Below are 12354 nucleotides of genomic sequence, written 5' to 3' on the forward strand. Positions count from 1 at the left end.
TGGTGGATTGATAAGTCGCCTGCGCGGTGCCGACCGTGCGGCAAGCGCTGATGGCTGCCGCCTCGTTGGCCGCCTGGCGCGATTTGAGCAGGTTCGGGATGGCGATAGCGGCGATGATGCCGATGATGGCCACCACAATCAACAACTCGATCAGTGAAAAACCCTTCTCATTCTTCATAGCTCACAGCTCCTTTATTTCAGTCGTTTTTCCCTCGTTGCCGCACCCTAAGAACAGTGCGGTCTCCTGGCACACGGCAAGGCATGTACCAAAACATTTCAAGCGTGATTGGCGAAGAAAGTTTCTTTTTCGTAAAGGGGTCTACCCCAGAAATGGAGCCGTGGGTGGAAAAAAGCCCATCATTCTGACAAAAAGCGGTACCCGGTTTCTCCCGCTTTTTGTCAGAATGGCGGAACTATCGAGGAATCGGCGGGCTGTTGACATCCGCTGACCCGCCGTAGTTGTAACGGATCACGGTGGACTCATCGGTGAAGTAATAGATCATGGTGTCTATGTCTTCGATAGGCTCTGCGGTGCAGGTGTAATGCAGCGGGTCTGCATTCAGCGTGACCGTGAACAGATAAGAGCTTTTGGTGCCGGTGCCGAGCGTCGTATCGAGTGTGCCCTCCGGGGCAAGCTGCGATAAGGTTCCATATATTTGAAATTTCTGCCGATACATCTGCTCTGCCGTCGTCAGTGTGCGCATCGACTGGACCGCCGATGCGGAGCTTGCGGATTGCCGCGCCTTCTTGAGATTCGGTATGGCAATGGCCGCGATCAAAGTAACCACGGCGACGACGATCAGCAGTTCGAGTATCGAAAAGCCGCGTTGGTTTTTCATCTTGCATCTCTCCGTATGCAAATTCGCCTCTCTAATTCTAGTAAATGCGCTTGCTGACAGAGCAATGCCCGTGCCAGTCCTCACGACTCAGCTTGCCAGTAGGCTTGCGGCGTTCTTATGAGACCGGCCTTGGCCGCGCGTTGATTCGCGCCAGCGCTTCTGACGCAGCCTTCAAGTCGGGAATGGTTCTGAGCGCTTGCCGGTAGGTGTCAGCGGCTTCCGCCATCATGCCGCGCGATTCCAGCAACGCCCCAAGCTCCATCCAGGCGGCACCTTCCGCGGGAGCCGTCTTCAAAAGCTCCTTGTATTGCGCCACCGCCTCGTCATCGCGGCGCAGCCGTCGCAGCAAACGGCACAGCCGCAGCCGGGCGGCGGCATTGCCGTTATCGAGTCGAATGGCCTGCCTGAGCTGTTGCTCTGCGCCTGAGTAATCGGTGAGCGATTCATCGGCGACCGCCAGAATGAAATGCGCTTCGGCCAGATCCGGAGCGTGTTGGAGAACTTGCTCGGCTTCGCTTCTGGCTTCGATGAAACGTCCCTGCGCCGCTAAAGCGGCGGCGAGGTTGAGCCGCGCATCCACAAACCCGGACTTTAGCTCCAACGCCCGGCGAAAGTGGGTCTCACCTGATACCAAATCGCCGCGGCTTGCCAGCACGCTGCCGAGATTGTTGTGCCCATCGGCTGACGACGGGCTTAAGCGCACCGCTTCAGTGAGGTCTTGTTCAGCTTGCTGAAGGTCGCCGAGTTCTTTGTACGCCGTGCCGCGATTGTAAAACGCCTGGGCGTAAGACGGGGTGAGCAGAATGGCTTCGGTGTACTGGGCGACCGCGTCTGGCAGCCTTCCCTGCCGCTGCAACTGGTAGCCGAAGTTGTTTCGGGCGCGCGCATTCTCTGGCCGCTTGACGACGGTGTCGGCCCATAGCGCCATCTCGCTTTTGTAATCTTGATTCCTCGCCAGCGTCTGCCCGCCATAGACGAGAATCAGCGCGGCGGTCAGCACGAAGGCCAGCGAGCCGCCGTTGAAGACAACCGCCTTCGCGGCCGCGAGCCGCGGCGCGAGCACACGCCGCCACAGCTCGACGCCGCCGACCGCGACGCCGCCGATGACCGCCGCCAGCGGCAGGTACATTCGATACTCGAACGCCAGATCATCAATCGGCAGGACGCTTGAAGTCACCGACAGGATCAGGAAAAACCATGCGCCGAAGATAGCCGCCGGCGCGCGGCGGAACAACCCATAAGCCACTAGCGCGACGCCCAGACAGACGGGAGCCGCGTAAGGCAGGGCCGCGACCAGCGACGCTTTCGGCCAGCCATAATCGAACACCAGCGGCGCGGGCACGAGCGACAGGCGCAGGTAATGACAGATGACCGAGAATTCCGAAATCAGATATTGCAGCGGCGTGATCGTCTTCACGCCGAAGCCGGCGGTGTCGCCCGCCGGGGCAGCTCGCATGACGCCGAGCAGCACCACCCAGCCGAATGCCAACGTCGCGTACAACGGCCAGCGGCGGCGCAACGCCGCGCCTATCGACTCAGAAAAAAACAGGTAATCGAACAACAGCGCCATCAGGGGCGCTGTCACCATGACTTGCTTGCTCAACATGCCGGCGATACAGGCGACCGCCGCAGCGACCACCCAGCGCGTGCTTCTTTCAGCCGTGAAGCTGCGCACCGCACAGTAAAGCGTCAGCAGGTAGCACATCCCCATCAACGACTCGCAGCGTTGAATAACATAAGTCACCGCCTGCGTCTGAAGCGGGTGCACTGCCCAGACGAGCGCGACCGCCAGCGCCAGCGGCCCGGCCATCGGCGCGTAACGCGAAGCCAGTCGCGGCGACTGTAACGTCCGCCGCACCAGCCCGAAGAGCGCGACCGCGGCGACGAAGTGAATCAACAGATTCACCGCATGATAAGACCAGGGCGCGAGGCCGCCGAGGCGATAGTTCACCGCCAGCGAATAGCCGACGAGCGGGCGGTTCGCGCTGAGCGAGCCGACGAGCGCCTCAGACGGCGGCCACAGGGCGCGGATGTAAGGCGTCGTTTCGATAAAGCGGTGATCGTCAAAGACGAAAGCGCCGGCAAAACTATTGCTGTAGCAGGCAAGCGTGACCAGTCCGATCAGCGTTGCCGCCACCGGCACGAAGGCGCTCGATAGCCAGAACGGCGGGCGCGGCGCGACCGGCGCGGCGGTTGGCGATGCACTCATGGAGTCCTTTTCCTGCGGGGCGGGTCACTGTGACGCGGCGACGCGGGGGCCGAGGCGACGCGGCGATAGGGAACGATGGCTCTGAGAAACGGCGAGAACGATTACTGCGACTATCCTTCTCCGCGTCACCGCGTCGTTAGCCTTTGTGCGCGGCGCTGTCGCCGAGCGGCCCTGATTCGCGGATCATGCTCGCGGTGTGGCGAATCTTGTGCTTGTCGAGCAGGTGGCGCAACGAGCGCACGCTCATCTTCAAGACTTCGGCGGCGCGCGTCTGGTTGCCGCTGGTGCGTTGCAGCGCCTTGAGAATGTAATCCTTCTCTAACTGCATCAGGTAGGCTTCAAGATCGATGCCGTCGTCGGGCAATTCCAGCTCGGCCATATTACGCGGCTTGAATTTCAGGATGCGCTCGGGCAGCCACTCCGGGCGCATGCGGCGGTCGGCGGTGCCAGGCGGCGGCCCCTGGTCTTCGCGGCGGCGGTCAAGCCCGGCGGTGCGCCCCTGCTCTAAGGCGACCGCGCGCTCAATGGTGTTCTCCAGCTCGCGGACGTTGCCCGGCCAGTCATAGGCTTCGAGGTAGCGCACGGCTTCTTCCGAAATGTTCAGCACAGGGCGGCCCGCCTGGGCGCTGTACTTTTCGAGGAAGTGCTGCACCAGCTCGCGTATGTCTGTGCGCCGCGCGCGCAGCGGCGGCAGCTCGATGGGGATGACGCTGATGCGGTAGTAAAGGTCGTTGCGAAACGTGCCGTCGTCAACCATCTGCGCCAGGTCGCGGTTGGTCGCGGCGACGACGCGCACATCAACCGGAATCTCTTCGACGCCGCCGACGCGACGAATGCAGCGCTCTTGCAGAACGCGCAGCAGCTTCACCTGCATGGCCGGCGTCGTCTCGCCAATCTCGTCCAGAAAGATCGTCCCGCCTTCGGCAGCTTCAAACAAGCCTTTGCGGTTCGACTGCGCGCCCGTAAACGCGCCTTTCATGTAGCCGAACAGCTCGCTTTCGAGCAGCGTTTCGGTGAACGCGCCGCAGTTGATCGACACAAACGGCGCGGCGGCGCGGTTCGAGAGGTTGTGAATCGCCCGCGCCACCAGCTCTTTGCCGGTGCCCGATTCGCCGGTGATCAAGATGGTCGAGTTGGTCGCGGCAACCGTCTCGATCATCTGATAGACGGCTTGCATCTGCGGCGACTTGCCGATGATGTTGTCGAGCGAGTTGCGCTGACGCAGCTCGCGCTTGAGCAGGACGTTCTCTTGCCGCAGGTGTTTCTTTTCGAGAACCTTGCCGACCGATACCTTTAACTCTTCGACGTCAAAGCCGGCGTCTTTGATAACCAGGTCTTCGGCGCCGAGCTTGAAGGCGCGCCGCGCCGTTTCGACGGTCGCAAACGCGGTGATCATAATCACCATGGTTTCGGGCGAGATTTCGCGGACGCGGGCCAGCAGGTCAATGCCGTTGATGTCCGGCATCTTGACGTCGGAGATGATCAGGTCATAGACGTTCTGCCTGACCAGGTCGAGCGCGCGCGTCCCATTTTCTGCCGTGTGCACGGCATAGCCTTCGCGCTTTAGCACGAGCTCTAAAAGTTCGCGCATGCTGCGCTCGTCATCGACGACCAGTATCTTCTCCATCATCATACCCCTGTGGCGCAAGCTGTTAGCTTGCGTAGTGACTCGCGCAAGCTAACAGCTTGCGCCACATTTACTGAATCAAGGCGACGCGGCGCTCGGTGCGCTGTTCGGTAACCCGCCCGTGCGCAGGTAGCTTAATCGAAATGCTCGTCCCTTTGCCAGCCTCGCTCTCAACCTGAATCCTGCCGTTGTGGTCATTGACCAGTTGATAGACGATGGCCATGCCCAGACCAGTGCCGCCGCTCGACGAGCTGAAGGGCTCGAACAAACGCTCTTTCTGCTCGCGGCTCATGCCCTGCCCGGTGTCGGCAAAGGTGATGCTGGTCTCGCCGCCTTCATCGACGCTGAGCGCGATCTTCAATTCGCCGCCCATCGGCATGGCCTGGATGGCGTTGCGCGCCAGATTCCAGCAAATCTGGCGAATCTGATTCGGGTCGCCGGAATAGAAAAGCGGCTCTGCCGGGTAGTCTTCGACGAGGTAATGATCGGGCTTCAGCTCCGGGCTGTTGCGCAGCAGCGCCGCGGTTTCCGCAAGCAGGCTGCCGAGATCAATGACGGTCTTCTCCATGCGCGGCGGGCGCGCGTAGGTCAGAAAGTCGGAGACGATGTGATTCAGCCGGTCGCTTTCGCGCAACACGATCTGCATCAATTGCCCCTGGTCGGCGGCCAGATTCAGCTCGCTGGCAAGCACCTGTACCGAGCCGCGCATCGAAGCCAGCGGGTTGCGAATCTCGTGCGCCAGGCCGGCGGCCATCTTGCCGAGCGCCGCCAACCGCTCCTGACGGCGGACTTCGCGCTCAAGCTCCATCACGTCCGTGAGGTCTTGAAAGGTCAGCACATAGCCGCGCGCGTCATCGGCTTCGTCAACCAGCGGCGCGACCGAAAAGCCGAGATGAATCTCGCGGCCATCCGCCGTGCGGCAACCTAGCTCGAAGCGCGGCGGGCGAGTGCGCGCCCGTATGCTTTCCAGGCCGACTTCGATCTGCTGCTCGATGTCGCCGAAGATGCGAAAGATATGCGAGCCGCGCACGTCCGAGGCTTTGTAGCGCGTAATCTCTTCGGCGGCGCGGTTGAAAGTCGTGATGTGGCCGGCGAGGTCCGTCGTCACCAGGCCGCTGCGAATACTTTCGATGATGCGGTCATTAAAAATGCGGTAATCCGCGAGGTCACGAGTCGCGCTCGCCAGCTCCGTGCGCGCGGTCTGAATCTCGCTCTCGTTGCGGCGCAGGCGCTCGGCCAGTTGGCTCGACAGCAGGGCGACCGCGAAGATGGCAATCAGGTTGAGCGAGAAAAGAAACTTCGTCCACGCCATCTGCGCCGACAGGTATTCGGGCCAGCCGGCGCCGCGCCCGATCAGCCCGCTCATCGTCGCCACGCAGACGATGATGTAGAACACCTCGCACAGCGCGCCGAGCGTTAGTACGACGCGGCTGCCGAACAAGGCGCAGGCGGCGAACAGGATGACGAGGTATAAGGCCAGGAAGGGCGATTCGACATCGCCTGTGCGCGCCACCAGCCAGGTCACAATCAGGATGTCGAGCGTGAGCTGGCCATAAGCGTGAACGTAGTGCGGCACTCTGGTCCGCAGCGCCAGGAAATAGACGACCGACAGCAACGCGATCACGATGCCAACGGTCACCAGCACCGGCAGGAACGAGCGCGGCGACGGCTCCTTCTCAATCAATCCGACGGTCAGCAGCAACGCGCCGGCAATCGCAAAGCGAGATACCAACAACCATTGCAGCTTTTTTCGCATATCGTGCGTTGCCATGAGCATGAGATGGAAGTAACAGACGTAGAGGCATTGACGAGGAGGCGACTCGCAATATACCACGAGCGTCCTCATGCCTCAAGCCTATCTTTGGCCGCGCATTCCCCATTCGTGGGATATTCACGGCCATTCAACGCTGAACATTACAGAAGGAGATTAGACACGGGGACGCGGAGACACGGAGTCTTCTCTGTGTCATCTCCGTGCCTCCGTGCCTCCGCGTCGATCTTCCATTTACGCTTTGCGGCACTGCATGCCCCTGCATCATTGACGGGTAAAAACGAAATCCGGCGTCAGCGAACCGTCGCCGTTGCGCACCCGCAGGGTTACGGTCTGTCCGACGGCAATCTTCTTGCCGCCCTTCTTCGAGATCAACGCGCCTTTCGAGTCGCCGCCATCATGCTTGGTTCCCTGCTCCTGCCCATTGATTAGAATGGCCGCGCCTGAATCGAAGTTCTCGCCCGTCACCGTCAGCTTCTTGCCATTCACGGTCGCGCCGGTAATCTTCGACACAAACGTCGCGAGCCGCACGCGATACGCGCCGCGCCCATGTGTGAAAGCGAACAGCCGGACGATGCCATCACTGTTGCTCAGAGCCAGCGATTCGACCGGCGTGTGCGCGAAGCCCGTGTTCTCGCTCGCCCAGTTGGCGCCGCCGTCGGTCGAAACGAAGACGCCGAGGTCTGTGCCGACGTAGAGCCGCGCACGGTCCGTTGGATCGATCACAATGCAGTGAACCGGAATGTCGGGAATGCCGGTACCGCCGCCGCCATCAATACTCGCCCAGGTCGCGCCGCCGTCGGTCGTTTTATAGATGTGGCGGTCAGAAGCCACGGTGGTTCGGTTAAAGCTCGAATAGGTCGCGTAGGCGATCATCGGGTCAACCGGGTCATAAGCGACCCACGAGACGAATCCTAAACGCGGCGTGACGCCGAGCCAGTTGGTATTCGAGTCGGCTGCGAGCGCCGCTTCCGAGTGATGAATAGCGCCGCCGGATGTGCCGATCAGCACTCGATTGCCATCGGCCGGGGCGATGGCGACGGCGCTGGTGATGCCGAGCAGCGGCGCGCTCGCCTGCGTCCATTGGCCCGCGCCATCCGTGGTGCGCCACAACACGTCACTGCCCGTCCAGAGCCGGTTCGATTTGCTTGGGTCCATCGCAAACGGCACGATGAACATGAAGTTGCGATTGAGAATGCCGGTTACCGCCGGGAAAAACGACCTGCCGCCGTCAAGCGATTTTCTGATGTTGAGGTTCTGAAACTCGGTATAGAGAATGTTGGGATTGCCCGGATCAATGGCCACATAGCCGCCGTCGCCGCCCATTAACGCTTGCCAGCCGTTCTTTCCGCCGTCATCGGTGCCAATCAAAGTGCCGTTGTCCTGTGTGCCGCCGAAATAACTCTTGCCGTCCGGGTAAGGCATGCCGAAGTAGAACTGCGTCACGCAATAGTTATGATTCAGCGGCGTCCAGAAGACGGCACTGCCGACTCCCGTGCAGGGCGAGCTGCCGACGCTGGCGCGGGCATTGAACGTGCGATAGATGCCGCCGTCGCCAGCGACATACATCGTCGTGTTCTGCCTGCCGTTGTAATTGGGATCAAAGACGATGCAATGCTCATCGGTGTGCAGCCCCGCCGCTATCCCCCAGCTCGCGCCGCCATCGTCAGAGCGGAACATGGTCACGCCGCCGGTCCAGACGCGATCTTCCTGTAACGGGTCAACGGCAATCACGTTGTCATACCAGCCTTGATTGTTGCTCGTGCTGCCGCAGGCCAGGCCCCCGGTTGATAGTAGAACCGTGTTGGCTTTGTCGGCATCGGTGTTGCGGACTCTCGCCGTCCAGGTGCCGCCGCCATCCGTTGACCTGAAGACGGCGTGCAGGCCGAGAAAATAATCTCCCGGCGCGAGGCTCATCGCCATCGCATAAACGACGTCTTGATTCGAAGGCGCAATGGCCAGCGCCGTGCGGCCCATGTTTGGCTCTGCCAACACCGCCGTCCAGACGCCTGTGCCCGCCGCGTCCGTATTGCGAAATACCGTCGCCGGCTGAAGGTTGCCAAAGGCGGCGAGCAGTTGATCGGTCGGCTTGTCTGTGCGAATGGCCAGGTCGAGACAGCTCTTGGTGGCCGCCGGGTTGGTAAACGACGAAGACCAGTTCGCGCCGCCATCGCTGCTCATCCAGACGCCCGTCGAAGTCCCTGCATAAACGCGATGCGTGTTGCGGCTGATCACGAGGTCGTTGACGAAATAGAAATCCGAATTGTTGGTGCTCTGCAAATAAGTCCAGGTCGCGCCGCCGTCCGTTGTTTTGACAATGCCGGCGCCACGCCGCGCATCGCTGTTCGAGAAGCCTTCGCCGGTGCCGACGTAGATGATGTTCGGGTCAGTCGGGTCCATCGCCATTGAGCTGACCGCGAGGTTGGGCAGCAGATCATCGAGCGGCTGCCAGGACTCGCCAGCATCGCTCGTCTTCCAGACGCCGCCGGCGACGCCCGCGGCGTACATCACTTCAGGTCTTTGCGGGTTGATGAGTAGCGCGCGGGTGCGTCCGCCGATGTTACCCGGCCCCAGCTCTACCCATTCGCTCAATTCGGCCTGCGTCGAATAATCCGAGCGACCGCTCAGCCGCGCGGCGCGCGCCGTCGAATAAGTCGGCATGCGCTCAATGTGGCGCATGGCTTTGACGTAGCGCTCGGCGGGGAGGATGGTTTCATCCGCCGGCAGGCGCTTCTGAAGATAATAGCGCTCGGCCTCTTCGGGTTGATCCGAGTAATCTTCGTCACTGACTTGCGGCGGCGGCGCTGCGCCCGTCGAGGTCTGTTGCAAGCCGGCAGCGACGATTAAAAGGGCAAGCATGAACGGAGCCATGAAGCGACCGAGACGCATCAACATGACAACTTCTCCCGTTGAACTCTAATGATTGAAAAGGCGCGGCGCGGCGTGAGAGGCCATCTTCGCGCCGCGCTCATTTTATCAGATTAGCGGATCGGTCGGTAAAGGATTTTATAACCCCGCTCAGGCGGTTGCCTGATGCGCGCTCATCGCGACCAGCCAAATTTGCCGGCGTCGGTTTCGCACAGGTGGCGATAACCGTGAGCAACTTGAGTGAGGCGCTGGCGGTTTGATTTTTGCGGGCTGTCGAATCGCAACTCAATTGCGGTCAAGCGGCTTTGCAACCTTCTGAAGCCCGCTCGGCGAGCGGCTCCAGCCCAAGATGTGCCGGTGGCGAGCGCTGTCAGCCGCGACCGCTTGCGCTTCGTTGACAGCGGCGCGGCCAGCCGCTAATCTATCGTTTCGATCCACGCCGGGCGCTGCCGCAGCGAGAAAACCGCGGCGGCCATCTTTTTATCAGCAGGTCGCTTTTTTAATCACTGAGGTTACTGTGTTGAGCGAGAAATCAAGGCCGATCATCGGCATCCCATGCCGCTACAATTGGACCACCAATTATTACGAGCTGCGCGAGACCTACCCGGAAGTCATCTACGCGCAGGGCGGCACGCCGCTGATGCTGCCGCTCATCCCCGAAGCGGAATACGTTGAAGCCATCATTGAAACGGTTGACGCCATCTGCCTGCCGGGCGCGGTCAATGACGTTGACCCGCTGCGTTACGGGCGCGAGCCGCAGCCCGGCCTCGGCCCGGTCGTGCCGCGCCGCGACGAGATGGACCTGATGTTGCTGGCGGCAGCCGAGGCGCGGCGTATGCCAGTGCTGGCCATCTGCTACGGCATTCAATCGCTCAACGTCTATCGCGGCGGCACGCTCATTCAAGACATCCCCTCGGAAGTCAAAGCGCCGCTCAAGCATATGCAGGGCGACCTCTTCTGGCGGCGCTCGCATTCGATCAACGTCACCGAAGATTCGCTGATCGCGCGGCTCGCCGGCTCGACGCACACGGCGGTCAACAGCCATCACCATCAGGCGATTGACATTGTCGGGCGCGACCTCGAACCCATCGCCTGGGCCGCCGACGGCGTCATCGAAGCGGTCATCAACACGCGCCCCGATCAATTCATTCTCGGCGTTCAGTGGCACCCGGAAGTCGGCTGGCAGGACGACCTGCTGTCGCAAGCCATCTTCAAGCACTTCATCGCGGTGACCCGCCGCCACGTCAGCGAGCGCCGCGATGCCACGGCTCACGTCGAACAATAACGAGCCGACCGCCGTCCACTGATGGACGGCGGTCGGCGGTCGCTCTACGATGCACAAACGCGACAAGCTGACTCTGGCGACCCTGTGCGCCGCGCACTTCGTCAACGACGCCTACTCCAGCCTGATCTATCCCCTGCTGCCGCTTTTGAAAGTCAAACTCGGGTTGAGCGAGGCGCAGGTCTTCTGGCTGGCGCCGCTCTACTCGCTATCGTCGTCATTGATGCAGCCGCTCTATGGTTTCATCAGCGACCGCTACGCGCGGCGCTTCTTTGCCGTCTGCGGCCCGGCGCTCACCGCCGTCTTCGTCTCGCTGATCGGCCTGGCTTCGTCCTACGCGATTTTGATTACGCTGTTAGTCGCAGGCGGCATCGGCATCGGCTCGTTCCACCCGCAGGCGGCGGCCATGGCGTCGCACGCTTCGGGAGATCGCAAGCGCGTCGGCATGGCGATGTTTTCGGCGCTCGGCACGCTCGGCTTCGCCTTCGGGCCGTTCGCCATCACGCGCATCGTCGCCGTCGCCGGCCTCGATCACACCTACTACGTCATGGGCTTCGGCCTGCTGATGAGCGCCATCCTCTATCGCATCTGCCCGCCGCTTGCCGCGCCGGCAAAGGTCGAGCCGGCGACGACAGGCATCCGCTCACCGCTATTGGCCGCGCTGCACGCCGCATGGAAACCGCTTGCCCTGCTTTACGCCATCACGGTCATCCGTTCAGGCTTGCAGATCACGACGAACAATTACCTGCCCTTTCTGCTCAATGAAGAAGGCTATAGCCTGACCGGGACCGGCAATGTGCTGACGGTCTTTCTGCTGATGGGCGGCATTGGCGGGCTGGCGGGCGGCGTGCTGGCCGAGCGGACTTCGGGGCGCACGGTGACCTTGTATTCCGGGTTGCTGGCCGGCCCGCTGATGATCGGCGCGCTGATGACGAGCGGCGCGCTGAGCTTGATCTTGCTCGGCGCCGGCGGTTTCTTCCTGCTGGCGACGATCCCTGTGAACGTGGCAATGGCGCAAGAACTGGCGCCGGGGCAGACCAGCACGGTTTCGGCCTTGATGATGGGTGCGGCGTGGGGCATTGGCGCGCTGGCGCCGCAGGCTTTGCATCCGCTGGTCCTCGCCTATGGCTTCCGCACCGCGATGATCTTCGCTTCGGCGCTGACCCTGTTGAGCGCCGTCTTCGCTTTCCTGCTGCCGCGCGAAGAAAGTCACAGGGCTCGCCCCGAAGCCGAGATGGCCGTCGCCGCCGGCGATTGAGGCTCGCGCCTGCCAGGCGTCTAAGCCGTCAACCCCACTGCATCATCACTGGATTATCATGCCGTCCGGGTTGCAGGTGAGGGTGATGACCGTATAACGCTTCTTTAGTTTTTCGATCTCTTCGCGCTGCCGCGTGAGAATCTCCTGATAGTTGACCGGCGGATTGCCCCAGCAGCCCTTCAGCCTGTAGAAGGTGATCTCCCTGCCCTTGCCGTCCACCAGCTTGCCGCGGCGACAACGCGCCTTGAGCGCCGTCAGCCGATCACCCACCGTGACTTTCTTGACGAGGTTATTGCCGGCGTCTGTCTGCACGCCCTGGACGGAAACCACGGTGTCGGCCTTGATCCCCTGCGGCAGGCAAGGCTCAAACCCGGATTGAGCGGCCCGCGCCGAGCCCGCCATAAGCAAACAGACCATCGAGATCATTAGCAACCGTTTCAAGACGGCCTCCTTCATCACCTGCAAATCGGATGTCGCCCCGGGCGCTTCAGGTTGCGCAT

Annotated in this window: 9 protein-coding genes; 2 read left to right on the forward strand and 7 right to left on the reverse strand. The window is 61.7% G+C overall.

Annotated features, from left to right (window positions below; all coding sequences use genetic code 11):
• The 6 genes from VJ464_12650 to VJ464_12675 all read right to left on the reverse strand — a co-directional run.
• Positions 1-178, reverse strand: a 178-nt coding sequence (locus VJ464_12650; protein HKQ05977.1) for a prepilin-type N-terminal cleavage/methylation domain-containing protein, incomplete at its 3' end; no start/stop codon positions are given.
• 235 nt (positions 179-413) lie between these two features.
• Entirely contained in the window at positions 414-839 is a 426-nt protein-coding gene (locus VJ464_12655; GenBank protein HKQ05978.1) for a type II secretion system protein, read from the reverse strand.
• A gap of 115 nt (positions 840-954) precedes the next feature.
• Complete coding sequence (locus VJ464_12660) at positions 955-3048, reverse strand: tetratricopeptide repeat protein (GenBank protein HKQ05979.1); 2094 nt, start codon at positions 3046-3048, stop codon at positions 955-957.
• A gap of 136 nt (positions 3049-3184) precedes the next feature.
• A complete protein-coding gene (locus VJ464_12665; protein ID HKQ05980.1) occupies positions 3185-4681 on the reverse strand; it encodes a sigma-54 dependent transcriptional regulator in 1497 nt (498 codons plus the stop codon).
• 64 nt (positions 4682-4745) lie between these two features.
• Positions 4746-6431, reverse strand: a complete 1686-nt coding sequence (locus tag VJ464_12670) for an ATP-binding protein (protein ID HKQ05981.1) — start codon at positions 6429-6431, stop codon at positions 4746-4748.
• A gap of 279 nt (positions 6432-6710) precedes the next feature.
• Positions 6711-9341, reverse strand: a complete 2631-nt coding sequence (locus tag VJ464_12675; protein ID HKQ05982.1) for a hypothetical protein — start codon at positions 9339-9341, stop codon at positions 6711-6713.
• A 493-nt stretch (positions 9342-9834) separates the two neighbouring features.
• Between VJ464_12675 and VJ464_12680 the strand changes: the two genes are divergently transcribed.
• Both VJ464_12680 and VJ464_12685 read left to right on the forward strand, forming a co-directional pair.
• Complete coding sequence (locus tag VJ464_12680; protein HKQ05983.1) at positions 9835-10599, forward strand: gamma-glutamyl-gamma-aminobutyrate hydrolase family protein; 765 nt, start codon at positions 9835-9837, stop codon at positions 10597-10599.
• A 49-nt stretch (positions 10600-10648) separates the two neighbouring features.
• A complete protein-coding gene (locus tag VJ464_12685; GenBank protein ID HKQ05984.1) occupies positions 10649-11854 on the forward strand; it encodes an MFS transporter in 1206 nt (401 codons plus the stop codon).
• Between the two features lie 45 nt (positions 11855-11899).
• Here the strand turns inward: VJ464_12685 and VJ464_12690 are convergent, their stop codons facing one another.
• The gene (locus VJ464_12690; GenBank protein HKQ05985.1) at positions 11900-12295 is read right to left on the reverse strand and encodes a hypothetical protein; all 396 of its coding nucleotides are present in this window, start codon (positions 12293-12295) and stop codon (positions 11900-11902) included.
• Positions 12296-12354: the final 59 nt, after the last annotated feature.

It is taken from the genome of Blastocatellia bacterium (genome assembly GCA_035275065.1).
GTDB lineage: Bacteria > Acidobacteriota > Blastocatellia > UBA7656 > UBA7656 > DATENM01.

Bases quoted from the DNA above. Each gene is read 5' to 3' on its own strand.
- VJ464_12675 (HKQ05982.1), bottom strand. From the start codon at position 9,341: ATGTTGATGCGTCTCGGTCGCTTCATGGCTCCGTTCATGCTTGCCCTT.
- VJ464_12670 (HKQ05981.1), bottom strand. From the start codon at position 6,431: ATGCGAAAAAAGCTGCAATGGTTGTTGGTATCTCGCTTTGCGATTGCC.
- VJ464_12655 (HKQ05978.1), bottom strand. From the start codon at position 839: ATGAAAAACCAACGCGGCTTTTCGATACTCGAACTGCTGATCGTCGTC.
- VJ464_12685 (HKQ05984.1), top strand. From the start codon at position 10,649: ATGCACAAACGCGACAAGCTGACTCTGGCGACCCTGTGCGCCGCGCAC.
- VJ464_12660 (HKQ05979.1), bottom strand. From the start codon at position 3,048: ATGAGTGCATCGCCAACCGCCGCGCCGGTCGCGCCGCGCCCGCCGTTC.
- VJ464_12665 (HKQ05980.1), bottom strand. From the start codon at position 4,681: ATGATGATGGAGAAGATACTGGTCGTCGATGACGAGCGCAGCATGCGC.